Source organism: Enorma massiliensis phI, assembly GCF_000311845.1.
Classification (GTDB): Bacteria; Actinomycetota; Coriobacteriia; order Coriobacteriales; family Coriobacteriaceae; genus Enorma; species Enorma massiliensis.
Genome location: NZ_HE978575.1, coordinates 145,091 through 169,709, shown reverse-complemented (window position 1 = coordinate 169,709; position 24,619 = coordinate 145,091). Strand labels below are relative to the sequence as shown.

Here is a 24,619-nt window from a genome sequence, read left to right as displayed (position 1 = left end):
GCCCCGAGATAGCGCACGTAGCGCGCGCATACGACCATTCCCTACCGTCCCTTTTGCTCAGGCGTTTCATCGTGCAGACTCACTCTTCAACAACCATCGCCGGATCCACTGCCGACCCCGAGGCCGACCCCATCATCGAGCTCCACAACGTGCACTTCTCGTATGCAGGAGCTGATGAAGAGGCCCTTCGCGGCGTCACGCTCAGCGTGACGGCGGGCGAGCATCTCTGCGTCCTCGGCAGCAACGGGTCGGGTAAATCAACGCTCGCGCAGCTCATTAATGCACTGCTCGCGCCCACGGACGGATCGGCTCGCGTGTGCGGCATCGATACCGCAGCGCAACCGGAGCGCACGCTTGAGCTGCGCCGCCAGGTCGCGATGGTGTTTCAGCACCCCGATGACCAGATGGTGACGAGCGTCGTTGCAGACGACGTTGCCTTTGGACCCGAGAACCTCGGCGTGCCGCAGCCGCGAATCGCCGCGCGCGTTGAGGAGGCGCTGGCGGCGGTGGACATGCTCGACTACGCCCAGGCAGACCCGGCCGACCTTTCGGGCGGTCAGCGTCAGCGCATCGCCATCGCGGGCGCGCTTGCCATGCATCCCCGCGTACTCGTGCTCGATGAACCGGCCGCCATGCTGGATGTTGCGGGCAGACGCGCCATTCAGCGCATCACACGCAACCTCAATGAGCGGGGCATCACCATCGTGCACATCACGCACTTTATGGACGATGCCCTGATTGCGGGGCGCGTTGTTGTCATGGACAGAGGGCGCATCGCCCTCGAGGGCACGCCGGAGGAGGTGTTTGCCCAGCGTGATGCCATTCTTTCGCTTGGACTTGAGCCGCCGTTTACCCTGCAGCTCGCCCACCGGCTGGAGGCCGTCCTGCCCGAACTCCCCGCAGCGAGCGATGCCGAAGAGCTCGCTCGCACGATTGCGTATGCTGCGACAGCGAACACGTCAACACGTTCAGGCGCACCTCGTCCGACGATGCCCACACGTTCGGGCGCGCATCGCACGGCAGCGCCCGCACGTTCGGGCGGAAATAGCTCATTTGGTTCCGATTTTCCACCTGAAAATTCGCACTTCACGCCCGAACGTGAGCAGGAGGCGCAGGCAGCAACCCCGAGCGCAGCTCAAACGGCAGCTATCGAGTTCCGTGACGTCACGTTTTCGTACGCAGATGAGCAAAACGCTCGTAAACGGCTCGGACTCCTCGCGCGCCTGCGAAAGCGCCGCGGCCGCCATGCAACCCCCCACGATCCGTGCGGGCCACTTGCCCTCGACAGCGTTTCGTTCACCGTCCCCGCTGGTAGCCTTACCGCACTCATCGGCCATACGGGCTCGGGCAAGTCGACCACCGTCGAGCTTGCGTGCGCGCTCAAAGTGCCCAACGTGGGGGCCGTGCGCGTTAACGGTATCGACACCGCCGACCTTTCGCGCCGCAGCGAGCTCAGATCGCAGGTGGGCTACGTGGCGCAACTGCCTGAGCGCCAGCTTTTTGCCCAAACCGTCTTTGACGACGTCGCATTTGGCCCCCGCAACCTCGCGCTTTCGGATGCCGAAGTATCCGATCGCGTCAACGAAGCGCTCGCGCTTGTTGGACTCGCCGCTACGCCCGAACTTCTCGGCCGCTCCCCCTTCGCGCTCTCCGGCGGGCAGCAACGCGCCGTCGCCATCGCCGGCGTGCTCGCCATGTGCACTCCCATCCTCGTGCTCGACGAGCCCATGGCGGGACTCGACCCCGCCGGCCAGCGCCGCATGCGCAAACTGATCGCACAGCTCAAGCATGATGGCCGGACCATCCTTGTCGTCACGCACAGCATGGACGACGTGGCCGAACTCGCAGACCACGTTGTTGCGCTCGAACACGGCCACCTCGCCGCAGTTGGCACGCCACGGCAGGTGTTCGCCCAAGCCGCCAAGCATGTGCCCGGCGTGCCCGCTGCACTCGCTTTCTCACAACGACTTGAGGAGCACGGAGTGACGCTGGGCAGCAATCCGCTCACCCTCGATGAGCTCGTAGATTGCCTCGCAAAGCACCTTGGCGGTGCTTTCCCCGAGGAGGTGCGCCATGGCCGTCCGCATTAGCATCGGCAGATATTATTCGGCGGATTCCCCCATCCACCGCCTCGACCCGCGCCTCAAGCTCATCGCCGCCATCATCTACATGGCGAGCTGCCTCTTTGTATCGAATGTTCCCACGCTGCTGCTCGCGGGCGCGCTCATTGTGCTCGCCATGGCACTTGCCCGGGTCCCGCTTGGCCGCGTTCTTTCGCAGATCAAGCCTGCCATGCACTTTCTCGTTATTACCTCCCTGTTCAACCTGTTCTTTGTTCACACCGGCACTGTGCTTGCAACCATTGGGCCGTTTTCGTTTACCACCGGAGGAGTTAGCTCGGCGGTTTTCTATACGCTGCGGTTTTTGTTGCTGCTGCTCATGGGGTCGCTGCTCATGCTCACCACGCAACCGATGGCCATCACCGACGCCGTCGAGCGCCTTTTCTCTCCGCTCGAGCGGCTCGGCGTACCGGTGAGCCAGGCAACGCTTATCCTCTCGATTGCACTGCGTTTTGTACCGGTGCTCAGCCAGGATGCTCAGAATATCGTCGTTGCGCAAACGGCCCGCGGGGCACAGCTCGAAGGCAAAGGGGCGCTCAGCTACGCACGGGCCTGCGTGCCCCTCTTGGTGCCCCTCTTTGCAAGCGCCGTGCGTCACGCCGACAACCTCGGTCGCGCTATGGACGCCCGCTGCTATACCGGCGGGCCGGAGCGCACGCACTACCACGTCATGCGCTTCGCCCGCCGCGACGCCGTTGCCGCCGCAGTTCTCGCGCTCTACCTTGTTGCGCTTGCCGCGGCAAGCCTCTTCGCCTAAGCACAACGGAAGGCGTAGGGTGGACTCCGCCGCCATTCAACCGAACCGCGTCCAACGGTCCGCCGTTTGCACGTTTCAGGCGTCACATGCGGCAGAAAAAGAAGTTCGAGGCTCGAATCAGTACCTTTATACCGACCCCTCGTAAAGACCCCTACGTTTCTGAAAAGAAACTGCAGGTCGCGCATGTTCAAGAGCTCCGTTTTCTCAAGCATCCACCCAAAAGATACTGATTCGAGCGTTGAACTATTCAAAACGAAAATATGCGGGCGCGCGGCGGCCCCATTTCCCGCCACGTGCCCGCGCTTTGCATCAATGGCCCCGTCCGTGCAGGCAGCCACACGCCAATGGCCCCACCGGCGAGAGCGAACTGCTTCTCGCTTCGCCGCCAGAACGGGCCGCCACAAGCTTAGCCCGCCGCGAGAGCGCCGCTACGCCCCGAGCGCCGCGACCAAATCCTGCGTCGAGCAGAGCTCGGAACCGTAGCATTTCTTGAAATGCTCAAGCGCGCCCTCCTGCGTGCCGCAAAGGAAGGTCTTGGTAGCATCCGCGACCACAATGGAGGCGTAGTTGTTGAAGTACGCATCAGCGAGCGTGTGAAGCACGCAGATGTTCGTATCGGCGCCCACCGCAATAACGGTTTTCGCGCCGAGCTCACGCAGCGTAAGGTCGAGGTCTGTCTGGAAGAAGCCCGAGTAGCGGCGCTTCGGAATCGTGATGTCGCCTTCGGCCTGTTCAACCTCGCGAATCACGCGTACCTCGCCCGCAACACCATGCTCGCCCCAGAGCTCGAGCTCTCGATCGATGCCTCGCACATGAGCATCGTTGCAATAGATCACCGGGATGCCTGCCCCGTGGCACGCTGAAACCACTGCGGCAACGTTGTCGCGATAGGCCTTGTCGTTGGCATCCGGATCATAGATGGAATCGTCTCCGACCGCCTCGATCGCATCGATGACCAGCAACGCCGTTGCAGTTTTGTCGATATTCATTCATGAACCCTTTCCTTCGGAATGCGAGGTCATGGTCCATGGTACCCGCTCCACGAGCATCTATGTTTGCTTGAACGGATGTTGAAACCTGATGGACCCAGGTTATGACGGGGCGAGCCCGCAAGCGACATCCCTCCGCCTTTCAGGCGCCAAACTTTTGTCCGAAAAACTGCGGCAGATATGCTTTGTGGGCTTCGAGCAGCCCATCAATCACCGCATTCGCAGCTGCGTCCGAATCGCACAGTGGATTGGCCACAAGCGCCGCCACAAGCAAATCGCGATTTCCCGTAACCGCCGCCTCGGCAACCAAACGCTCGAACGACTTGACTGTTTGAATGGTGCCATTGATGGCAGGCGAGAGCTCGCCGACGGTCAGGGGCTTGGGCCCATCGGCGGTAATCATGGCCGCGCACTCGATGGTGCTCTCCGCAGGCAGGCTGCTCACGGCGCCGCCATTGCGCACGTCGACATACTGGATGTCGCCACGGTCGTTCACGATGGAATCAATCAGGCTGCATGCGGCATCCGAATAATGCGCCCCACCGCGCTCCTCCAATCGCTTCGGCTTCTCGTGCAGCTCCGGATCACGATAAAGCTCGAACAGCTCTGCCTCCACCTGCTTGACCACCTCGGCGCGAACGCCATGAGCCCGGTAATCGGCCATGAGCTGCGCGAGCCCCTCACGCGTCGAGAAATAGTAGTTGAGGTAACTCACCGGCACAGCACGCAAGCCGCGCACGAGCGCCGACGACCAAGGAATCGCCATGATGTTCTTCATGGTGCCCAGCTCCTCAACCGGCAGCTCGCAGTAGCGATCAAGCACCTCGTCGAAGCAGCTCTTGCCGTCAATGAACACGTCCGTCACGAAGAAATGATGGTTGAGCCCCGAGAGCTCCATGCGTACGCGCGCCGGGTCTATGCCCATCCAGCGCGCGATGCCAAAGCGCATGGAGATGGGACAATTGCACAGGCCCACATAGCGCTGCCACGAGGTATAGCGCATCACCGCTTCGGACACGATGCCCACCGGGTTCGTGAAGTTGATGAGCAAGGCGTTGGGGCAGATCTCTTCCATGTCGCGGATGATGTCGAAAATGACCGGAATGGTGCGGAGCGCCTTGAACATTCCGCCCGCTCCGTTGGTCTCCTGGCCGATGAGCCCGTGCTTGAGGGCGATGCGCTCGTCGGCGATGCGCGCGTCCAGCTGCCCCACGCGAAACTGCGTAGTTACAAAGTCCGCGCCCGCAAAGGCCTCCCGCCGATCGAGCGCAAGGTGTACGTCCATGGGTATGCCCGCCGCTTCGACCATGCGCCGCGCCAATCCGCCCACGGTCTGCAGTTTTTCCTCGCCCTCCGGCACATCCACGAGCCAGATATCGCGCGTCACCTCAACATCCAACCAGATGATTTTGTCTACCACCATTGCCGCACGCGGTGCCTTGACGGGCTGCCCATCGTCATCGAGTACACCTATATGCCGCTCGACCTTGTACCAGGACTAAAGAAGAGCCAGCTATACCAATCGGTATATGCGTATCTTCGCGATGTGCTTGGCTATAAGATCTCGAGCTTCCACCACATCATCCGCGCGGTGGCAGCAACGGAAGAAGAAGCCGAACGACTCGAGGTTGCAGCCGGCTCTCCCCTGCTCGAGCTTGAGCAGGTTGGCTTTTTAGACGACGGCACGCCGTTCGAATATTCTGTCTCGCGCAATGTTGGCGACCGCAGCGAGCTGCGCGACATCAACGTGGTGTTATTATTCGCGCCATCCTCAGTGCGCCTAGATGCCGCCTCCGCCGAGTAGCCCTTTGAGGACCTGTTCGGGATCGGCCGAGCCGCCGCGCGGCACCAGCGCGGTAATCTTCTTCTGCATCTTAAGCTCGTGCAGCTGGTCCTCAAGCTCGCGAACGCGGCTGCGGAGCTTCTCGTTCTCGCGCTCGCGCTCCTCGGCACGCTCCTTCATATCGAGGATGCGCACCACGCCGGCGAGGTTGATGCCCTCGTCGGTAAGCTGGTTGATGAGCTCAAGCCGCTCGATATCCGCGCGCGAGTACAGGCGCGTGTTGCCGCCCGAGCGCTTAGGATTCACAAGCCCCTTGGATTCATAGACGCGCAGCGTCTGCGGGTGCATGCCCGTGAGCTCCGCCGCCACGCTGATCATGTACAGTGGCTTATCTCGATCGGACTGAGCCATCGCACTCAACTCCTCCGGGTCTTTGAATCCAATGCGTTGCGCGCGCCCCACAACAAGCTTCGGGGCACGCGCAACGTGTTCTAGCTACATCTTAGCGCGATACCGATCAACATTCGCACGGTAGTCGCGGTGGTCGGCGTCGCGCAGCTTCTCAAGCGCAGCGCGCTCATCGTCGCTCAGGCGATCGGGGGTGCGCACCTCGATCTTTACCAGCAGCGCACCGGTACGGCCGCGGCGCTTCACATCGGGTGCGCCCATCTCGCGGAAGCGGAAGGTCTTGCCCGACTGTGTGCCCGCCGGAATCTTCAGGCGCACCGTCCCGCCACCGGGCGTCGGCACCTCGATCTCGCATCCCAGCGCAGCCTCGTACACAGAGACGGGCAGCGTCATGGTAACGTCTGCGCCATCGCGCTTGAACAGCGGATGCTGCTCGACATGCGTGATCACTAGCAGGTCTCCACGCTCACCGCCGTTTGCCCCGTATTCGCCGCGGCGCTTCAAGCGAACGCGCCCACCGTCGACGGCGCCGGCAGGCACCGGCACGCTCACCGTCTGCCGCTCCCCGGTCGAGGGGATGCGATAGGTGATCGTTTGGGACGTGCCGCGGAACGCGTCTTCGGCCGATATATCGATGGTGACCGTAAGGTCTTCGCCCTTGCGCACGCGGTTCGCCGCGCGCCCACCCATGCCGCCGAAGCCCTGGCCCCAATCGCCACCAAAGGCACCGTCACCGTTGAAGATGCTGCTGAAGATGTCGCTCCAGCCCCCGGCGCCCGCGCCGCCGGTGTAGGTATACGCACCGCCCGCGCCGCCGCCCGGCATGCCGCCGAACATCAGCATCTGGTCGTACTCTTTGCGCTTCTTCTCATCGGACAGCGTCTCGTACGCCTCGCTGATCTCTTTAAACTTGTTCTCGTCGCCACCTGCATCTGGATGGTATTTCTGAGCGAGCTTGCGGAATGCGCTCTTGATTTCTTTCTCGGAGGCGTCGCGCTTCACCCCGAGCACATCGTAGAAGGTCTTCTGCGCCATGGCGCTTGCCCCCTTTCGTCATTCATCTTCCCAAACTTGATAAAACGAACCCGGTTCGTTTTATCATTTCCAGGCTTCATGGCTCTATCAAATCGGGCCCCGAAACTGTCGCTTCGGAGCCCGGTTACTACTCAGCAGCCTCGTCGGAAGCTGCGTCAGGTGCTTCCTCGCTCGCCTCGGGTTCCGGCGCGGGGCGTTTCTCGCCACCATAGGTGACCGTCACCATCGCCGCCCTGAGCACGCGGTCGGCCATGCGGTAACCTTTCTGGTACACGTCGTTGACCGTCTCGTCGTACTGCTCCGGATCCTCCACGCGGCCCACGGCCTGGTGCTCGAGCGGATTGAACGCCTCGCCCTTGGGGTCGATCGCCTCAACGCCCTCATGGCCAAACGCGTCGAGCATCTTGGCGCGCACGGCCTCCACACCATCGACGAACTGCGAGAACGCTTCGTCCATCTCCTGCGTGCGAGCATGGTCGATGGCACGCTCCATGTCGTCGAGCACGGGCAGCAGCGCCGTCACGAGCTTCTCGGTAGCACGGCTCTTCTCGGCCAAGCGCTCGCTCGCGGTACGGCGGCGGTAGTTATCCCAATCCGCCTGCAGGCGAGCCACGCGATCTTGCGCCTCGCGCACCTTGGCGTCGGCCGTTGTGGCCGTCTCCTCGGCAGCAGCAAGCTTCTTACGCACCTCGGCGAGCTCGTTTTGGGCCTGCTCGTACTTGAGCTTGAAGTCGTTCGCAGCGGCCTCTTCGCCAGCACGGATGGCAGCCTCGACCATTTCCTCCTCGGTCATTGCCTGCGATGCCGCAGCCTGCTCGGGAGTGTCATCGCGGTCGGCGGGCTCTGCCGAAGCGGCCTCGGCAGCGGTCTCATCGGATGCAGCCTGGGCCTTCGCGACCTCGTCATCTGCTTCTACGGGAATCTTCACGTCCCTCTCCTCAGAGTCATCGGAGGCGGCAGCAGCGGCCGCCTCCGTGCGAGCTTTCTTGGCGAACATTACTTGTCCTGATCGTCGTCGACAACCTCGTAATCGGCATCGACCACGTCATCATCGGAGCTGGCTGCCGCCGAGCCACCCGTTTCCTGCTGGGCATCGGCGTACACAATCTGCGCCAGCTTGTAGGCAACCTCCTGCAGCTTGTCGCCAGCGGCCTTGATGGCGTCCACATCGGTGCCCTCGAGCGCCTTCTTGGCTTCGGAGATGGCAGCCTCGGCCTCGCCCTTCACGTCCGCAGAGACCTTGTCGCCCAGGTCGGCGATGGTCTGCTCGGTGGAGTAGCAGAGGCTGTCGGTCTGGTTGCGGACCTCGACCTCCTCCTTCTGGCGCTTGTCTTCCTCGGCATGGGCCTCGGCGTCCTTGACCATGCGGTCGACTTCCTCGTCGGAAAGCGCGGTGGAGCCGGAGATGGTGATCTGCTGCTCCTTGCCGGTGCCCTTGTCCTTAGCCGAGACGGTCACGATGCCGTTGGCGTCGATGTCGAAGGTGACCTCGATCTGCGGCACGCCGCGGCGCGCGGCCGGGATGCCGGTGAGTTGGAACTTGCCGAGGCTCTTGTTGTCGCGCGCAAGCTCGCGCTCGCCCTGGAGGACGTTGATCTCGACGGACGTCTGGTTATCGGCGGCCGTGGAGTAGATCTCGGTCTTGGAGGTCGGGATCGTGGTGTTGCGGTCGATCATCTTGGTCATGATGCCGCCCATGGTCTCCACGCCAAGGCTCAGCGGGGTCACGTCGAGCAGCAGTATGCCCTGGACGTCGCCGGTGAGCACGCCGCCCTGAACAGCCGCGCCGTCGGCCACGACCTCGTCCGGGTTCACGGACATGTTGGGCTGCTTGCCGGTCATGTTCTTCACGAGCTCCTGAACAGCGGGCATACGCGTGGAGCCGCCGACCAGGATGACCTCGGTGAGGTCAGAGAGCTTGAGGTTCGCGTCGCGCAGAGCGTTGGTCACCGGCTGCTTGCAGCGCTCGAGCAGGTCGTGCGTGATGCGCTCGAACTCGCCGCGGGTGAGGTCGTAGTTGAGGTGCTTGGGGCCCGAAGCGTCCGCCGTGATGAACGGCAGGTTGATGTTGGTGGTCTGCGCGGCGGAGAGCTCCTTCTTGGCGTTCTCGGCGGCCTCCTTGAGGCGCTGGAGCGCCATGGGGTCCTGGCGCAGGTCGATGCCGTTGTCCTGCTTGAACTTGTCGGCCAGCCAGTCGATGACGCGCTGATCCCAGTCGTCGCCGCCCAGGTGGTTGTCGCCGTTGGTCGCGAGCACCTCGAAGACGCCGTCGGCGAGGTCGAGGATGGAGACGTCGAAGGTGCCGCCGCCCAGGTCGAAGACGAGGATGCGCTGGTCGGAGCCCTTCTTGTCGAGGCCATAGGCGAGGGCCGCGGCGGTCGGCTCGTTCACGATGCGCTTGACGTTGAGGCCAGCGATCTTGCCAGCGTCCTTGGTGGCCTGGCGCTGAGCGTCGTTGAAGTAGGCAGGCACGGTGATGACGGCGTCGGTCACGGTCTCGCCGAGGTACTTCTCGGCGTCGGCCTTCATCTTCTGCAGAATCATCGCGCTGATCTGCTCGGGCGTGTAATCCTGGCCGTCGATATCGGCGACGGCGCGGCCACCCTGGCCTTCCTTGACGCCGTACGGCACGGTCTTGATCTCGGACGAGACCTCGCTGTACTTACGGCCCATAAAGCGCTTAATGGAGAAGACGGTGTTCTTCGGGTTGGTGACCGCCTGGTTCTTAGCGGCCTTGCCCACGACGCGGTCGCCATCGGCGCGGAAGCCAACGACGGACGGGGTGGTGCGGTCGCCCTCGGCGTTTACGATGATCGTGGGCGATCCACCTTCGAGAACCGCCATCGCCGAGTTGGTGGTACCCAGGTCAATACCAAGAATCTTGTTGCCCATGAGTGTTCCTTTCCTTTTGAGCTGTCCCGCCGCATGCGAAACACGACTCTTTTGTTCGTTCGGTCTTTATCATATCCCGTTGATGCACAGGTTATACTCGGCGATTCACAAAATCTAAGTCAATACATATAAGATTTCTTATTACACGCAACGATAGGTAATCTCAGGGTAGGAGCGCCAAGCGATATGCAGCATTAGTCATGGGCACGTGGCGCCGGCACAAGGGCGGGTCCCTGCCCGTCCGCGCGCGTTGTCGAAAGCATCTGCGCAAATGGTTTGCGTGCAGCGCGTTCTATACCCGCCCGCATGCGCTGCCGGGCGGATTCTGGACAAGGCGGGGATTCTCGGGCGGGTTTCGGACACTGTGGGCATTGCCGGGCGGGTTCTGGACATGGGAGAGATTGTCGGGCGACATTTCACCATTCTGAACGCCCTGAGCGTCCGAATGTCGCCCGATAACGATTCCAATGTCCAGATATCGCCCGACAGCGCGAGGCGTGTCCGGATTCCGCCCGACAACGCGCGGCGTTTCCGGATTCCGCCCAGCATCGCTAGGCCTTCACGGGGCGCCCAGCGCGCACGCAAAAAGTTCCCCTCCCCTTACTCGGTGAACGGCAGAAAAAGACGGTCGGCGAGGGTTGCAATGAGACGGGCGCGCGGTATATTAAGCCACAAGAGTCTCGATGAACTTTCGCCAAACCACATCGAGCATCTATAAGAGGAGGAATCACTATGGCCCATCCCGTTATTGAAGCCGATGAGTGCATCGCTTGCGGCGTTTGCGTTGACGACTGCCCCCAGGGCGTTCTGGAGCTCCAGGACGTTGCTACCGTGACTGACGAGGATTCCTGCATCGCCTGCGGCGTGTGCGTGGAGAGCTGCCCCGCCGGTGCCATCACCGAGATCGCCGAGGACTAGCTTTTACCGCCTTATCGGCATACTCGAGCTATTCGCTCATGAAGACGGGCCCTTCGGGGCCCGTTTTTTGTTTGGCGGAGGAGCTCAGCGCGCAACTGTTCACGCTTGCGGCAATCGAGACACGATTGGTGGTACATGAGCTCGGTTGAAACCGACCTCGCAACGCATCACACCACCCAGAAGGCAGTATTTCCTGCGAATATTAGAGTCATCCCGCTGTTCAGGTGCCCGTTTCCACCGATGCAACGACTCCGAAACGCTCAACGAGCACCCTCTAGTACCACCAATCGTATGCATTTTGACACGAGGCCAAGAAGTTACAGAGAGGGAAGGTTGCCATCCAGCTGACAGCCCGAGCTTAGTGGCGCGCAAGCCGACATCACTTACTTAAATCACTTGCTTAACTTCATCCGCATGATTAGTACGGTGCACCGAGGGGCGAAAGCTGCTTGAGATAGGCCCACATGCGCTGCTTTGCCCGCCCATCGGCAAGCGCGGCCTCGAATCCATCGAGGGCAAGCACGCGCCTTCCAAGAACATGAGCGACGAGCCCCGGAGCGAGCATCGCCATGTCGAACTGCTCGATGCGAGCAAGCTCCTCGGCATATGCCTCGCGCATGAGCGACGCAGCGGTATCATCAAGCAGAACGACGGCCTCGGGATCAAGCGCCTCAAGCGCCTCGCGGAACAAGGCCGGGGGCAACGGCCGCCCCGAAGCTGCCTCAGGTGCAGCGCCTTCCCCTTCTGGCCCTGCGACGGCAGACAGCGCGCAGAACTCCTCCGGCGCGTATCCAAGGCGCTCGAGCGCAGCCGCTAACGCCGCGCCATCGGCACCGGCAAGCAGCTCCCCGCCAGCAAGCTCGTTAGCATTGAGCTCGCCCTTCACCAGGACTATGGCCGAGAACGCGTTCCCCCGCATGCGAACGCCGCGCGCGGCAAGCGCATCGAGCTCCTGCTGCGCCGCCGCAAGCAGCGCGTTCCTTCGATCGGCATTCGAGACAGCCATGGTTTCCCCCCCCTCGTTGGATGGGCGATACCTGAAAACGCGCGAAACAACGGCGCATCGTCGCCGCGTGTCCTCGCAAGCACACGGGTTTGCAGGCGCACGGGCGCGCACTGCGCCGCGAGCGCGTGGACACGCGTGTCACGAGCCGCATCGCTCGCGGGCGCGGGGCACACGGAGCAGGCGCTCAGCATCGCGCATCCTCATTGTAGCGGTGACAGCATCAACGTGAACGACCGCGCGCTGCGCCCAGCACGTGGGGGAGCAATAAAAGGCTGCTCCATCTGCAACGAGAACGCTAAGGTGGGTATAACCGCACTGTCTCGATTTATCCGCGCCTTTGAGCGCGCCTCACATAAGGAGGAACCATGGCAGCAATTACCGAGGTCAATGTCTCCAATTTTGACGCTCTGCTTGCTAACGACCTACCCGTTCTCATCGATTTCTGGGCACCGTGGTGCGGCCCGTGCCGCATGGTTTCGCCCATCGTCGACCAGCTTGCCGATGAGCTCGACGGCCGTCTCGTCATAGGCAAATGCAACGTGGACGAAAACCAGGACATCGCCATGAAATATGGCGTCATGTCCATCCCCACGCTCGTGATCCTCAAGGGCGGTCAGGAGGTCAACCGCATCGTGGGAGCTATGCCCAAGCCCGCCCTCACCGCCGAAATTGAGAAGAGCCTGTAACGACACGGCTCCATAGGCGAGCGATACGGACGCAACGATCCGGCTCCCTACGCGAGCAATACGGACGCAACGACAACGTAGTACACTGAAGCCCCGGGTTGCCGGGGCTTTTTCATACCGGGATTCGCACCTGATGCCAACGGCGAACTACGGTCGAACACGGCCTCAAGGAGGACCTATGCACGATGTGGGCATGAACATGAGCCAGCTCGCCATGAGCGTGAAGCAGGTTGACAATACGATCGAGCTCGCTCGGTCTTGGAGCCACGATTTGCTCCATGCAACCGAGACATACGACATGGAGCGCATCGGCTCCAAGCTGGCCCAGGCGATGCGGTCGCTCGATGAGGCGCGCGCCGCGCTCGAAGGCTACGAAGAGGCCATCGAAGCCGACCATAATTCGGTGGGCACCGTCCGGCTGGTGTAGCGATGGACGCCGCGCGCCCCGAGGGCCATACCGAGCGCTTTAACAACGCCGAACCTGCCGACCATACCCGCGCAAGCGCGTGTGATGATTTTGCAGGGCAGGCATGCTCATCAGATCAGGCGGGAGCAGCCGTGCACGCCAGCTCGGCCGATCTCGTCCGGTTCTCGGTCGCCGTGCCAGAAGACCTGCTCACCGCTTTTGACAAGCAGACTGCACGCCGCGGCACCGGAGCCAACCGCTCCGAGGCAATCCGCGACCTCATGCGCGCCGCGCTCGTTAAAGACGAGTTGAGGACACCAACGGCGCAGGTTATAGGATCGTTGACGATGATCTACGACCATCACACCGGCGATCTCACCCGACAGCTGGACGAGATTCAGCACGATTACACGGCCGAGATTGTCTCAACCATGCACGTGCACCTGGACCACCACAACTGCCTGGAAATCCTTGCGGTGCGCGGCCAAGGCGCACGCGTCTACGAGCTTGCCGATAAGCTTTTGGGCTTGCGCGGCGTACACCACGGCGAGCTCACCTGTGCCGCCACCGGTGCGAGCCTGGAGCGGTAGGACCGATCGCCGGTGAAGCACGTTCACATCCACATAACCGGAATCGTCCAGGGCGTGGGTATGCGTCCGTTCGTGTACCGAACGGCAATGGCGCACGGGATAAGCGGCTGGGTGCTCAACGCGGGCGACGGCGTGCACATCGAGGCATCGGCCGAGAACGCCCCCGCGCTCGACGCGTTCGTGCGCGCGCTGCGCGATGAGGCACCGGCGGCAGCACGGATTGATGGCATCGAGGTTGTTGAGCACGCGGGCAGCACGGACGACGCGGGGGCTGACACACCGCAGGGAGTGATGCCGGAAGACCCCTCACCTATCTTCCGCATCGTCGCATCGGATGATGAAACGGAGCGCACCACGCTCGTCTCGCCAGATATCGCCACCTGCCCCGATTGCCTGCGCGAACTCTTTGACCCCTCCGACCGGCGCTATCACTACCCATTCATCAATTGCACCAACTGCGGCCCGCGGTTCACCATCATTCGCTCGCTCCCCTACGACCGGCCCGCCACATCAATGGATGCATTCCCCATGTGCCCCGCATGCGCGGCAGAATACGCCGGCCCCGCCGACCGGCGCTTCCATGCGCAGCCCAATGCGTGTTTCTCCTGCGGCCCGCACATCACTTGGCGTGAAAAGGTCCAAACAGGCACCGATGCGTGGGAACGGCGCGACAGAATCACCCCCGCTGTGGGCACCACACGCCAGAAGAGCGATGCCATCATCGAACGCTGCGTCGAGATGCTGGCAGCCGGCGGCATCGTCGCCATCAAGGGGCTCGGTGGCTTCCATCTTGCCTGCGACGCGTCGAATGAGCATGCCGTGCGCGACCTGCGCCGGCGCAAGCGCCGGTCGAACAAACCGCTCGCCGTCATGGTCGGCGACATAGAAGGCGCCCGGGCGCTTTGCACGATCGACGAAGCTGAGGCGGAGCTGCTCACCGGATCCATCCGGCCCATCGTCCTGCTGCGCCGCCGCAAGCAAGACGAGCGCGACGGCGAATGGGGCTCTGAGCAGGGCAAAGGCGGCAGCGACCACAGCCCAAAAGGTGACGGGAGCGACCGCTCCAATAGCAGCGAGAGCAGTCGTCCCTCGCTTGCGCCATCCGTCGCCTTCGATCTGCCCGAGCTCGGCATCATGCTCCCGTACACTCCGCTCCAGCACCTGCTGCTCGCCGCCTGCACTGCGCGTGGCGTGCATGCACTTGTCATGACCAGCGGAAACGTAAGCAAGGAACCCATCGAAACCGATGACGGGCTTGCTTGGGCGCACTTGGTCGAAGGCGGCCTCGCCGACGCGCTGCTCGGCAACAATCGCGCCATTCTCACCCGGTACGACGACTCAGTCATACGCGTTATCGACGGCCAGGCAATGCCCGTGCGCCGCGCGCGCGGATACGCTCCGCAGCCGCTCGACCTCCCTCCTTGCGCGCCCAACGAAGAAGCGCAGCAGAGCGATGGCCCGCGTAGCGACATCCCGTGCATCCTCGCCTGCGGCCCCGAGCAAAAAGCGACCATCGCCCTCACGCGCGAACAGCCCGACGGCAGCGCACTGTGCTTCGTGTCCCAGCACATCGGCGATGTTGAGAATGGTGAGACGTTCGACGCCTGGCACGAGGCGCGCCATCGCATGTCGAACCTTTTCGAACTTGAACCCCATGCGCTCGCCTGCGATCTTCATCCAACCTACCTCTCGAGCCAATGGGCGCGCGCCGAAGCATCTGCGGATGGGCGCCCGCTCATCGAAGTGCAGCACCACCATGCACACATCGCGTCGGTAATTGCGGAGATGGCCGCGCGCGGCATCATCGGCCCCGCGGAGCAGGTGCTTGGCATTGCACTCGACGGCACGGGAGCGGGAACAGACGGCACCGTATGGGGCGGCGAGGTCATGATTGCGAGCCTGAGCGGTTTCACGCGAATGGCGCACCTAAAACCCTGGCGACTCCCGGCCGGAATGGCATCCGTGCGCGACGCGCGGCGCAATGCGTTCTCGCTGCTGCACTCCTGCGAGCTGCTCGACCATCCGGGAGCGCGCATGCTTGTCGAGGGCCTCAGTGAAGCCGAACGCGCGGTTACCGCCACCATGATCGAGCGAGGGCTCAACAGCCCGCTGACCTCCAGCATGGGCCGCCTGCTCGATGCCATGGCGGCCATGCTCGGCATCTGCCTGAACGCTACGTACGAGGGCGAGCCAGCCATCATGCTCGAAGCCGCGGCGTGGCGAGCGCTTGGCACTGATGACGCGCGGCGCGCCCACGATAGGGCGGATGGCTTCGGCTATCGCTTTAGCATGCACGAACAGCCGGTTTCCGCGCCGGATGAGCAGACTCGGCAACGCAGGAGTCGCGTTGGCGAACATGCCATCGACCAGGTTATTGAGCTTGACCCGACACCGATGGCGCGCGCCGCGCTTGACGACCTCATGGCAGGGCGCCCCGTCGAAGCCATCGCTGCTGACGTGCACTTCGCCGTTGCGCAAGCTGTTTGCGATGCCTCCATCCAGATTGCGCGCCGTTCCGGCATTCGCAATGTTGCGCTTTCAGGCGGTGTTTTCATGAACCGACTGCTCTTGGGCGAGGCACTGCAGCGGTTGCGGGCAGAAGGCCTGCGCCCGCTTGCCCCCAGCGCGGTGCCGGTAAACGATGGCTGCATCGCCTTCGGGCAAGCTGCCGTCGCCCGTGCGCGGCTCTGCGAACGGTAGCGTCGCGCCCGCGCGCGGTCCCGAAAACCGCAACGTAGCACGTGAGAGCTACCTTGATGAAACGCAGACACCGGGTGTCTGCGTTTCACGCAAAGGCATCGGCCCAGCCTTTCCGACTCGAGCCTCGAACTAACTGAAAGCCTGCGAAGCTAAGATAATATGCAGACTTTTGCAGTTTCTGCCGTATGCAAACTTTTGCAGATATACTGAATGCACAACGTTTTACGTCACTGGAGGCGAACGAGCATGGCGAACCACACTACAGAGCACGGGACCGAGGACGGCCGCATCATCAAGCCGGTCAGCATTCCCCGGCAGGTGGGGCTGTACGCACGTCGCGAACGCGAGGCGCAGGGCCTCACGCGCAAACAGCTCGCAAAGGCCGCCGGTGTCTCCGAGCGCCTGCTCGCATCTCTCGAGCTCGGCGATGCCCCCGGCATCCGCCTCGACAAGCTGCTCGCCGTCTACGACGCACTCGGACTTGAACTCTTCACCATCGGCGAACATATCAGGGAAGAGCGCCCGTGGGAGCACAACGAAGGCTCTGCTGCCTCCGATAGCACCGACACCGCACCAGCGACCCGCACCACCGCGCAACGCCGCCGGCGCGGCGCGCGTGCAACAACTCGCACTAAACGGACCGAAAGCTCTCCAGAGCTCAGGCTATCTGATTTTCAGAGTGCATATGACAGGCTAATCGCCAACATCTTCCACGACAACAGCGGAGCCACAGCAAGGTAATTCCGCCGCACCACGCAGGAGGTATCATGGCAGAACTCTCTCTGCGCACCATCATCTGCGGGACCCCCGCTGGGACGCTCTGGCAGGATGCACAGGGCCTCGTCCATTTCAAATATGACGAGGGCTACCACGGCGCACCGCTCTCGCTTGCGTTGCCCATCTGCAACCGCACATACCACCAACAAGCATTGCTGCCATTCCTGTTTGGCCTCCTCCCCGATAGCGAGCATCAGCTCAAGGCCATTGCCCGCGACTTTGGCATCATCCCCAACAATCCCGTCACCATGCTCGACTGCATCGGCCTTGATTGCCAAGGCGGTGTGCAATTCTGCCGAGAGGAGCGCGTTGATGACGTACTCGCCCGCACAGGCGAATACCGCCCGCTGACCGACCATGAAATTGCGCTGCGCCTCAAAGCGATACGCTCGGATGACGAGGCGACATGGGTTGGCGAGGAGGAAAGCTGGTCGCTCGGAGGGAACCAAGGTAAATTCGCTTTGGGGCTGCGCGATGGCGCGTGGTGCTCCTGCATCGGCTCGGCCCCCACAACGCACATCTTCAAAAACGGTGTCGTGGGCTTTAAGCTACAAACACTGAACGAATTCGTCTGTATGAAGACCGCCGAACGAGCGGGTGTGCCCACGGCACATGTCGACTACCGGCTCTTCGAAGACGAACCGGCGCTCATCATCGAACGCTACGACCGCACTATCGGAGAAGACGGGACAATCCTGCGCGCACATCAAGAAGATCTTTGCCAGGCACTTGGGGTCATGCCGTTCCAGAAATACACCGCAGACGGCGGGCCTGCTGTTCACGACGTTCTCACCCTTTTGGGAACTACCCCGGCAGCGCGTCTTAACATGCTGCTATTCACGTTGATGCTGTTCTTTAATTATCTTATCGGGGGCACCGACGCTCACGCGAAGAACTATTCGCTACTACTTGGGACAGAACATAACGTCGCACTTGCCCGCATGTACGACGTGGCCTCGGGCTTTGCCTATGACCGGCTGCGGCGGCACGGGCGGCTCGCCATGGCGATTGGCGGGGAGAATCGTTTCGGGCGCGTGGGTTCCAGCTCGCTAGAGCGCTATGCGCAGTCAGGACCGTTCGAGCAGTTCGGCCTCGGGGTTGCGAGTTGCCGGGCCCTCATGACGGACCTCGCCCAGGAGATACCCACCAGTCTCGCCGAGATCTTTGACGAGTATGCGGCCATCCCCGGCATGGACGAACTGCGAGAGCGCCTTGAGCCGCCCATCATCGAGAACTGCGAGCGCACGCTTGAGCTGCTGTAGCGATGCGCGGCGAATGAAACGCAGACACCCGGTGTCTACGATTCACTCAAAGCCTCGAACACCGAGCTCGACTCATCGCGGGCCCCGTGTTCGGCCTCGCGCAAGAAACTCCCACGGCCTCGCCGCATCAAACCAGCCCCGCATTTGCCCGCGGGCGAACGCGGCGGTACCATCTACCCGAACGAGCTCCCACCCACTATCTCGACCAAAGGGGCAATCTATGTGCCTTGCCATTCCGGGATCCATCGTAGCCATCGAGGGAACCAACGCCACCATTGACATGCTCGGCGTGCAGCGCCGCATCTCCATCTCGCTCACGCCGCAGGCCCAGGTGGGCGACTATGTACTCGTGCACGCCGGCTTCGCTATCGAGGTTATCGACGCCGAAGAGGCCCGCCGCACCATCGAACTCGTGCGCGAGCTTGATGAGCTCACCGAAGAGGACCTCGCCGGCGCCGAGGCATCCGCATGATGGGGCATGACCACACGAACGCGCAGAGCGCCGGCGCTTCCATCGACACCACGGCGCGCCGGCACTCCGCCGCCGCAGCCACCGCCGCCGCGAACAGCGCTCAGCACGACATGGACCTCTCGTCCTTCCGCGATCCCAAGCTCGCGCGTGAACTCATCGACCGCATACACCGGCTTGTAGGCAACCGCCGTATCAACCTCATGGAAGTATGCGGTACGCATACCGTGAGCATCGGGCGCTACGGATTTCGCTCGATTATGCCCGAGGGCCTGCGATTGCTTTCTGGCCCCGGCTGCCCCGTCTGCGTGACCGCGAACCGCGATATCGACCATGCCATCGCGCTCGCCCGCAGCGAGGGAATCACGGTAGCCACCTTCGGCGATATGATGCGCGTGCCCGGCAGCACCTCGTCGCTCGCCGCAGAGAAATCCGCCGGGCGCGACGTTCGCATTGTCTACTCCCCTCTCGACGCGCTCGAACTCGCAACCGAGCTGCCCGATCGCAACGTCGTCTTCATGGGCGTGGGCTTCGAAACCACGACTCCCGCCATCGCTGCCTGCATCCTCGAGGCAGCGTCCCGCGGGATTGGGAACTTTTCCGTGTTCTGCGTGCACAAAACCACGCCGCCCGCGCTTCGCGCCATCGCAAACGATCCCGAAACCACAATCGACGGCTTCATATTGCCGGGCCATGTCTGCACCATCACGGGGCTTGCGCCGTTCCAGTTCATAGCACGCGAGTTCAACATTCCCGGCGTGGTGACGGGGTTCGAGCCAGTCGATATCCTCACCGGCATCGATCGCCTCGTCGAGATGATCATTTCCGGCACGCCCGCCGTGGAAAACGCCTACCCCCGAAGCGTGCGCGACGCAGGAAACCCCGTGGCGCGAAGCATCGCGGAGAAGGTTTTCGAACCGTGCAGCGCAACATGGCGGGGCATGGGAGAAATTGCACATTCAGGCCTGCGCATTCGCGAGGATTATGCGCGCTACGATGCGCGACGCAGGTTCGCCGTCGAGGTCGAGCCCACCCGGGAACCGCATGGGTGCCGCTGCGGCGACGTGCTCCGTGGCGTCATCGCGCCCACCCAGTGCCCGCTCTTCGGGCGCGCCTGCACGCCGGAACATCCCGTTGGGCCCTGCATGGTTTCGAGCGAAGGCAGCTGCGCGGCGTACTTCCGGTATCGCTAGCGCGGCGCGGTGCATAGCGTCCAAGCGGTTCGCCAGCACCGGACTTCTGCAAACCGTTTGAATCGTCAACGCCGGGTGTTGGCGAACCACTGGCGAACCACTGGCAAGCCGCGTTCGACTACACTCATCTCGAAAACGACCAAGCACTCTGGCCATCGAAAGAAGGCATCATGATTTCGGACTCCACCGTACAGCTCGGACACGGATCCGGCGGGCAGATGATGAAGCGCCTCATCGATGAGGTCTTCCTCGACGCATTCGAGGCGCCCGAGCTTCACGCGGGCAACGACGCCGGCGTAGCCGCGCTGCCCGGCACGGGGCGCATCGCGCTCTCGACCGACACCTTCGTGGTGACACCGCATTTCTTCCCCGGCGGCGATATCGGCCGGCTCGCGGTGTGCGGCACGGTAAACGATGTTGCCACCTCGGGTGCGCGGGTGCGCTATCTCTCCTGCGGATTCATCCTGGAAGAGGGATTTCCTCTCGACGACTTGCGCCGCATTTGCCAAAGCATGGCCGAGACCGCGCGCGAGGCGGGCGTGGCGATCATTACCGGCGACACCAAGGTCGTGAATCATGGAAGCGCAGACGGCGTCTACATCAACACGGCGGGCGTGGGCGAGGTTCCCGAGGGCAGCTCGCTTTCTGGCGCTGCGTGCCAGCCGGGCGATGTCGTTCTTGTCTCTGGCACGCTTGGCGACCACGGCATCGCCGTGATGAGCCAGCGCGAGGGCCTCGCCTTCTCTACCACCATAGAAAGCGACGCAGCACCGCTTAACCACCTCATCGCCGCGGTGCTCGACGCCGCGCCCCATGTGCGCTGCTTCCGCGATCCCACGCGAGGGGGTCTTGCGAGCACGCTTAACGAGTTCGCCGCCGCAAGCAATGTCGAGATCGAGGTGGACGAAGAGGCCATTCCGGTTAAGCCCGAAGTTCAGGCAGCGTGTGAGATGCTTGGATACGACCCGCTGCAGGTGGCAAACGAAGGCAAGATCGTTGCCGTCGTACCCGCTGACGAGGCTACCGTGGCGCTCGAAGCCATGCGGGCGAACCGCTATGGAGCCGATGCCGCCATCATCGGCCGCGTGCGCGATGCCGGAGAGAGCGGCCCGCGCGTGCGCGTTCGTACCCCTTGGGGATCAACGCGGATTCTCGACATGCTCGTAGGCGAACAACTGCCGCGCATCTGCTAACGGCTGGAGCCGGGGCCGTCGTGGTCGCATCGGGCGAGAATCTGACGCCGGCACCTGCGCCACGTTGGCGGGCGGCTTTGGACACTTGCCTGGCATGCCATCCGCGTTTTCGGGCGGCTTTCGGACATGCGCGGGGGGGCCGTCGGCGTTGCCGGGCGAGATTCGTACGCTCGCGACATTCCGCCTGTGCCGCCGGGCAACTTTCGGACGCCGCAACCGTTGTCGGGCGACTTTCGTACGCTCAGGGGCCCTCCGATGGCGAAATGTCGCCCGACAAGCCCGGCAGCGTCCAGATATCGCCCGACAAGCCCGGCAGCGTCCAGATATCGCCCGACAAGCCCGGCAGCGTCCAGATATCGCCCGGCAACACGCGAGATGTCCGGATCTCGCCCGAGAATGAAACTGCGCGGTGAGCAACGATTACCCCGTGGTAGGATGGTCGCGGCTTATTCGCGCAACCTGGGGAGCACCATGGCCTTTTCCCATGTCATCTTCGACCTAGACGGAACGATCCTCAACACCATCGAAGACCTCGCCCGTGCATGCAACCATGTATGCGAGCAGCATGGGTGGCCCACGTTCTCCATCGACTCCTACCGCTATAAGGTTGGCAACGGCATGCTCAAGCTGGTCGAACGCTTCATGCCAGCAGAATATGCGGGAGACGAGCGCATGTTCAGCCAGGCGTTCGCCGAATTCCGCTCATACTATGACGAGCACAAGGAAGACCACACCGCTCCCTACCCCGGCATCTCAACCATGCTCGATGCCCTACGCGAGGAAGGCGTCACGCTCGCCGTGCTCACCAATAAAGACCATGCCGCCGCGGCACCGCTCGTGCAGCGATACTTCGGAGACCGGTTCTCCCTCGTTCAAGGTTGCACCGCAGCGTTTCCTCCCAAACCCGCGGCACCCGTCACCCTGCATGTTCTGGCTCAGCTTGGCGTAAAGCCCTCCAACGTGCTCTATGTGGGCGACAGCAACGTCGATGTTCAGACTGGGCACAACGCGGGGCTCGCCGTAGCGGGGGTAACCTGGGGCTTTCGCGGACGCGCTGAGCTTGAAGCCGAGGGAGCCGATTTCATTGCCGAACAGCCCGAAGACATCGTGAGCATCGTTCGCGGTGCCTGCATTCACTAGGGAAAAGCTGATTATTAGGCATCAGGGCCAACCGTCCGATCGAGGTTTCAACTTTGGGACACTTCCTCGTGCGGCGGTCGGGTAGAGGCAAGAGAGGGAAAGGGGGAAAGCGCGGCTCAGGCGGCCGGTGGCTTCCCGACCACGACGCGACTACTCGGGCCCTCCGCCCTCAAGTGCCCAAAAGCTGAAATCCCGATGGGTTGGATGCCTCCGGTGCCCGATAATCGGCGCTCCCCGAGAGAAACACCTGCCGCCATCTCCTCGCGAAGGCAAGGCGGACTTTTCGGCTTTGATTCGATGCCGCGCAATCACGCCGAAAAATGGGGATCAACTGGGCTCCCACCTGCGGATTCACTCGCGCCCCTACCCGAGAGAGCAGCCTGAAACCGAGCCGAAGCTGCATGCTTCGGCCGCGATACGGCAAGGGGCCGGGAATCACCCCGGCCCCTATCGCGTTTTATGTCGGCATGCTATCGAGCATCAGCGCGTTTCCATGCATCGACACGTTACAGTTCGTCGTCGCGTTGCCGTGCACAAGCGCCTCATCGCACATCGGCACCTCGCCAGCGCCGCCTTCAGGCTACACGCCCATGGTGCCCATCAGGTCGTCCTCGGACGCCGTGTCCATCCACCAAACACCCGAGCTATCCTGCGTAAACGTGAGCTCGACCTGGTGTTCTGCGGCCTCTGCCTCACGCGTTACCTCAAGGAAGATCTGGCCGCCCTGCTTATAGAGGTCGTCCTCGCTCGTGATGGTCGACGGATCAACCGTGCTCGCCCACTCGGTAAACCTATTCTGGAACTCGGTGCTAATCTCATCCATCGACTTCGACGTGATGGTCACATCCACCGTGGCAACGTCGCCGTCCACCGTAACGTCACCGACCTCGTAGTTGAAGCCATCAAGGAACGCCTCTGCGAACTCCTCGGCAGTGATGCCCAGCTGGTCGAGATCGCTGCCCGCGCCCGCCTCGAGGCCCAAGATGAACTCGTCGTTGATGGAGTCAACGTCACCGAAGTACCAGTACACATCCGAGAGGATGAGCTCCTCGTCGGTGGGAAGGTACGCGTCGAAGACGGCCTGCTGGAGATCGATGCTATCGACCGACCACTCCGAGCCACTGCGCTGGTAGGTCACCGAGAGCTCAGACTCCTGCTCTTCGCCGGCGTCGTCGGTCTCGCCCATGTACTCCTCGACATACGAGATGAGCGGCATGTGGGTGATAGTCGCGGTTGCCGTCGCGGTCTCGCCATCTTCGGCGATGGTAATGTCGCCGACCTCGAAGGACGTTTCGTCGAGCCACGAGGTATATGCCTCGTCATCCGGATAGCAGTAAGCACCCAGACCGGAAAGGACGCTATCGGCCTCGGAAAGCAGACGATCGCCCTCGCCTGCCTCGGGATCCTCATAGAAGCTCAGATGTTCCTCGAGATCCGCGGCGATGATTTCTTCCGGGCTCGTCGAGAAGAACGTCGTGTAGACGAAGTACCCCGCCACGCAGAGCACCGCGACAACGGCGAGCACGGCAACCGCGATCCCCACCGTCTTGCCCGTAGAGCGCTTCTTCTTCGGCTGCTCGTTGAACAGATCGGGCGCGGGAGCAGCTTCTGCCGCAGGAGCACCGGCCTGAGCATCCACTGGCCCCGGCACGGGACCGGGCATGGCGCCCGAAGCGGGAGCCGGCCCCGGTGCAACCTGCGTCTCACCGGCGGAAACTCCCGGCACCGCTGCATCCGGCTGCTGCGCCGACCACGGAACAGGCTGTGGCTGAACATCCGAGGCCCCCTGCTGCCACGCTGGAACCTGCTGGGTCGCAGCCGTATCCGGCGAAGAGGCCGGTTCCACCTGCGGCGAATTGTCAACGGGAGGCGCTGCCGGGGGCTCGGGCTGGAATGGCGCCGGAGCTTCAGGCGCCGGCTCAGAGGGAGCGGGCACGGGCTCAGGCATGGGCGAGGGCGCAGCGGCGGGAGCCTCGCCAGCGCCATCATCTGCCGCCAAGCAGGTCGTCGGCATATCGTCTACCGCCGGGCCATCCTGCGGGGCAACCACCACAGGCTCGGAGGGCTCTGGGGCGGGCGGCTCAGCTTGAGGCACGGGTGGCTCAGCAGGCGGAACGGGCGGGATAGGCGGCTCGGCTTGAGGTGCTATCGGCTCCGGCTGCTCGGAAACCGAAGGCCCAGCAGGAGCCGGGGCTGGCGCCGGGGACGCCTGAACGACCGGCTTTCCGCAATTCGTGCAGAAGGCCGACCCTTCCGCGATTTCGTGGCCGCAGTTCGTGCAAAACATAGGCTCTC

Annotated in this window: 22 protein-coding genes and 1 pseudogene; 14 read left to right on the top strand and 9 right to left on the bottom strand. The window is 62.9% G+C overall.

Translation table 11 applies throughout. The features are described 5' to 3' along the window. Positions 1-71 precede the first annotated feature (71 nt). Positions 72-2,090: an ABC transporter ATP-binding protein gene (locus HGEM_RS10255; RefSeq protein WP_230197248.1), complete on the top strand. Its 2,019-nt coding sequence runs from the start codon at positions 72-74 to the stop codon at positions 2,088-2,090. Next, the gene (locus HGEM_RS07455) at positions 2,074-2,877 is read left to right on the top strand and encodes an energy-coupling factor transporter transmembrane component T family protein (RefSeq protein WP_019128804.1); all 804 of its coding nucleotides are present in this window, start codon (positions 2,074-2,076) and stop codon (positions 2,875-2,877) included. Before HGEM_RS10255 ends, HGEM_RS07455 begins: the two co-directional genes overlap by 17 nt. Positions 2,878-3,305: 428 nt before the next feature. Here HGEM_RS07455 and HGEM_RS07450 read toward each other — a convergent pair whose 3' ends face one another. Together HGEM_RS07450 and HGEM_RS07445 are read right to left on the bottom strand one after the other, a co-directional pair. After that, positions 3,306-3,866: a cysteine hydrolase family protein gene (locus HGEM_RS07450; RefSeq protein WP_019128803.1), complete on the bottom strand. Its 561-nt coding sequence runs from the start codon at positions 3,864-3,866 to the stop codon at positions 3,306-3,308. 142 nt (positions 3,867-4,008) lie between these two features. Then, a complete protein-coding gene (locus HGEM_RS07445) occupies positions 4,009-5,289 on the bottom strand; it encodes a 6-phospho-beta-glucosidase (RefSeq protein WP_019128802.1) in 1,281 nt (426 codons plus the stop codon). Here HGEM_RS07445 and HGEM_RS10370 point away from each other — a divergent pair. Next, positions 5,200-5,670 (top strand): GntR family transcriptional regulator, encoded by a 471-nt coding sequence (locus HGEM_RS10370; RefSeq protein WP_081580900.1) that lies wholly within the window; start codon positions 5,200-5,202, stop codon positions 5,668-5,670. The genes HGEM_RS07445 and HGEM_RS10370 overlap by 90 nt on opposite strands. Here the strand turns inward: HGEM_RS10370 and HGEM_RS07435 are convergent. The 4 genes from HGEM_RS07435 to dnaK form a co-directional block, all read right to left on the bottom strand. Continuing rightward, positions 5,647-6,060, bottom strand: coding sequence for a heat shock protein transcriptional repressor HspR (locus tag HGEM_RS07435; RefSeq protein WP_022348573.1), 414 nt, complete (start codon positions 6,058-6,060; stop codon positions 5,647-5,649). The two genes, HGEM_RS10370 and HGEM_RS07435, sit on opposite strands and share 24 nt — an antisense overlap. An 84-nt stretch (positions 6,061-6,144) precedes the next feature. Then, positions 6,145-7,092, bottom strand: a complete 948-nt coding sequence (locus HGEM_RS07430; protein ID WP_019128799.1) for a DnaJ C-terminal domain-containing protein — start codon at positions 7,090-7,092, stop codon at positions 6,145-6,147. Positions 7,093-7,219: 127 nt separating this feature from the next. Then, the gene (locus tag HGEM_RS07425) at positions 7,220-8,089 is read right to left on the bottom strand and encodes a nucleotide exchange factor GrpE (RefSeq protein WP_019128798.1); all 870 of its coding nucleotides are present in this window, start codon (positions 8,087-8,089) and stop codon (positions 7,220-7,222) included. Continuing rightward, entirely contained in the window at positions 8,089-9,984 is a 1,896-nt protein-coding gene (gene dnaK / locus HGEM_RS07420) for a molecular chaperone DnaK (RefSeq protein WP_019128797.1), read from the bottom strand. Before dnaK ends, HGEM_RS07425 begins: the two co-directional genes overlap by 1 nt. A 732-nt stretch (positions 9,985-10,716) precedes the next feature. Here dnaK and HGEM_RS07415 point away from each other — a divergent pair. Further along, positions 10,717-10,902 carry a DUF362 domain-containing protein gene (locus tag HGEM_RS07415; RefSeq protein WP_019128795.1) on the top strand — a complete coding sequence of 62 codons (186 nt, stop codon included), beginning with the start codon at positions 10,717-10,719 and terminating at the stop codon, positions 10,900-10,902. Between the two features lie 418 nt (positions 10,903-11,320). On the opposite strand, the gene HGEM_RS07410 is transcribed toward HGEM_RS07415, so the two are convergent. Next, positions 11,321-11,908, bottom strand: coding sequence for a hypothetical protein (locus HGEM_RS07410; protein ID WP_019128794.1), 588 nt, complete (start codon positions 11,906-11,908; stop codon positions 11,321-11,323). 365 nt (positions 11,909-12,273) lie between these two features. Here HGEM_RS07410 and trxA point away from each other — a divergent pair, with 365 nt between their 5' ends. The 10 genes from trxA (at position 12,274) to HGEM_RS07360 (ending at position 22,324) form a co-directional block, all read left to right on the top strand. Continuing rightward, positions 12,274-12,594, top strand: coding sequence for a thioredoxin (trxA, locus tag HGEM_RS07405; RefSeq protein WP_019128793.1), 321 nt, complete (start codon positions 12,274-12,276; stop codon positions 12,592-12,594). 178 nt (positions 12,595-12,772) lie between these two features. After that, positions 12,773-13,021: a hypothetical protein gene (locus tag HGEM_RS07400; RefSeq protein WP_019128792.1), complete on the top strand. Its 249-nt coding sequence runs from the start codon at positions 12,773-12,775 to the stop codon at positions 13,019-13,021. Between the two features lie 2 nt (positions 13,022-13,023). After that, entirely contained in the window at positions 13,024-13,590 is a 567-nt protein-coding gene (gene nikR / locus HGEM_RS07395; protein ID WP_019128791.1) for a nickel-responsive transcriptional regulator NikR, read from the top strand. A 12-nt stretch (positions 13,591-13,602) separates the two neighbouring features. Next, entirely contained in the window at positions 13,603-16,290 is a 2,688-nt protein-coding gene (locus HGEM_RS07390; RefSeq protein ID WP_019128790.1) for a carbamoyltransferase HypF, read from the top strand. Positions 16,291-16,536: 246 nt separating this feature from the next. Further along, positions 16,537-17,031 carry a helix-turn-helix domain-containing protein gene (locus HGEM_RS07385; RefSeq protein WP_019128789.1) on the top strand — a complete coding sequence of 165 codons (495 nt, stop codon included), beginning with the start codon at positions 16,537-16,539 and terminating at the stop codon, positions 17,029-17,031. Between the two features lie 26 nt (positions 17,032-17,057). Next, a complete protein-coding gene (locus HGEM_RS07380) occupies positions 17,058-18,329 on the top strand; it encodes a HipA domain-containing protein (RefSeq protein ID WP_019128788.1) in 1,272 nt (423 codons plus the stop codon). A gap of 220 nt (positions 18,330-18,549) precedes the next feature. After that, on the top strand, positions 18,550-18,801 hold the full coding sequence (locus HGEM_RS07375; RefSeq protein ID WP_019128787.1) for a HypC/HybG/HupF family hydrogenase formation chaperone: 252 nt from the start codon (positions 18,550-18,552) through the stop codon (positions 18,799-18,801). Further along, complete coding sequence (hypD, locus tag HGEM_RS07370; RefSeq protein ID WP_019128786.1) at positions 18,798-19,991, top strand: hydrogenase formation protein HypD; 1,194 nt, start codon at positions 18,798-18,800, stop codon at positions 19,989-19,991. Before HGEM_RS07375 ends, hypD begins: the two co-directional genes overlap by 4 nt. 170 nt (positions 19,992-20,161) lie before the next feature. Further along, positions 20,162-21,184, top strand: coding sequence for a hydrogenase expression/formation protein HypE (gene hypE / locus HGEM_RS07365; protein WP_019128785.1), 1,023 nt, complete (start codon positions 20,162-20,164; stop codon positions 21,182-21,184). Between the two features lie 471 nt (positions 21,185-21,655). Then, the gene (locus HGEM_RS07360; RefSeq protein ID WP_035101747.1) at positions 21,656-22,324 is read left to right on the top strand and encodes an HAD family hydrolase; all 669 of its coding nucleotides are present in this window, start codon (positions 21,656-21,658) and stop codon (positions 22,322-22,324) included. Between the two features lie 580 nt (positions 22,325-22,904). Here the strand turns inward: HGEM_RS07360 and HGEM_RS09795 are convergent. Both HGEM_RS09795 and HGEM_RS10690 read right to left on the bottom strand, forming a co-directional pair. Further along, positions 22,905-24,419: a DUF5105 domain-containing protein gene (locus HGEM_RS09795; RefSeq protein ID WP_230197247.1), complete on the bottom strand. Its 1,515-nt coding sequence runs from the start codon at positions 24,417-24,419 to the stop codon at positions 22,905-22,907. Positions 24,420-24,545: 126 nt separating this feature from the next. Beyond that, positions 24,546-24,611: pseudogene (locus tag HGEM_RS10690) on the bottom strand (zinc-ribbon domain-containing protein); the annotation flags it as partial. Between the last annotated feature and the right edge of the window lie 8 nt (positions 24,612-24,619).

Bases quoted from the DNA above. Each gene is read 5' to 3' on its own strand.
- HGEM_RS07455 (WP_019128804.1), top strand. From the start codon at position 2,074: ATGGCCGTCCGCATTAGCATCGGCAGATATTATTCGGCGGATTCCCCC.
- HGEM_RS07450 (WP_019128803.1), bottom strand. From the start codon at position 3,866: ATGAATATCGACAAAACTGCAACGGCGTTGCTGGTCATCGATGCGATC.
- HGEM_RS07445 (WP_019128802.1), bottom strand. From the start codon at position 5,289: ATGGTGGTAGACAAAATCATCTGGTTGGATGTTGAGGTGACGCGCGAT.
- HGEM_RS07435 (WP_022348573.1), bottom strand. From the start codon at position 6,060: ATGGCTCAGTCCGATCGAGATAAGCCACTGTACATGATCAGCGTGGCG.
- HGEM_RS07430 (WP_019128799.1), bottom strand. From the start codon at position 7,092: ATGGCGCAGAAGACCTTCTACGATGTGCTCGGGGTGAAGCGCGACGCC.
- HGEM_RS07425 (WP_019128798.1), bottom strand. From the start codon at position 8,089: ATGTTCGCCAAGAAAGCTCGCACGGAGGCGGCCGCTGCTGCCGCCTCC.
- dnaK (WP_019128797.1), bottom strand. From the start codon at position 9,984: ATGGGCAACAAGATTCTTGGTATTGACCTGGGTACCACCAACTCGGCG.
- HGEM_RS07415 (WP_019128795.1), top strand. From the start codon at position 10,717: ATGGCCCATCCCGTTATTGAAGCCGATGAGTGCATCGCTTGCGGCGTT.
- HGEM_RS07410 (WP_019128794.1), bottom strand. From the start codon at position 11,908: ATGGCTGTCTCGAATGCCGATCGAAGGAACGCGCTGCTTGCGGCGGCG.
- trxA (WP_019128793.1), top strand. From the start codon at position 12,274: ATGGCAGCAATTACCGAGGTCAATGTCTCCAATTTTGACGCTCTGCTT.
- HGEM_RS07400 (WP_019128792.1), top strand. From the start codon at position 12,773: ATGCACGATGTGGGCATGAACATGAGCCAGCTCGCCATGAGCGTGAAG.
- nikR (WP_019128791.1), top strand. From the start codon at position 13,024: ATGGACGCCGCGCGCCCCGAGGGCCATACCGAGCGCTTTAACAACGCC.
- HGEM_RS07385 (WP_019128789.1), top strand. From the start codon at position 16,537: ATGGCGAACCACACTACAGAGCACGGGACCGAGGACGGCCGCATCATC.
- HGEM_RS07380 (WP_019128788.1), top strand. From the start codon at position 17,058: ATGGCAGAACTCTCTCTGCGCACCATCATCTGCGGGACCCCCGCTGGG.
- HGEM_RS07375 (WP_019128787.1), top strand. From the start codon at position 18,550: ATGTGCCTTGCCATTCCGGGATCCATCGTAGCCATCGAGGGAACCAAC.
- hypD (WP_019128786.1), top strand. From the start codon at position 18,798: ATGATGGGGCATGACCACACGAACGCGCAGAGCGCCGGCGCTTCCATC.
- hypE (WP_019128785.1), top strand. From the start codon at position 20,162: ATGATTTCGGACTCCACCGTACAGCTCGGACACGGATCCGGCGGGCAG.
- HGEM_RS07360 (WP_035101747.1), top strand. From the start codon at position 21,656: ATGGCCTTTTCCCATGTCATCTTCGACCTAGACGGAACGATCCTCAAC.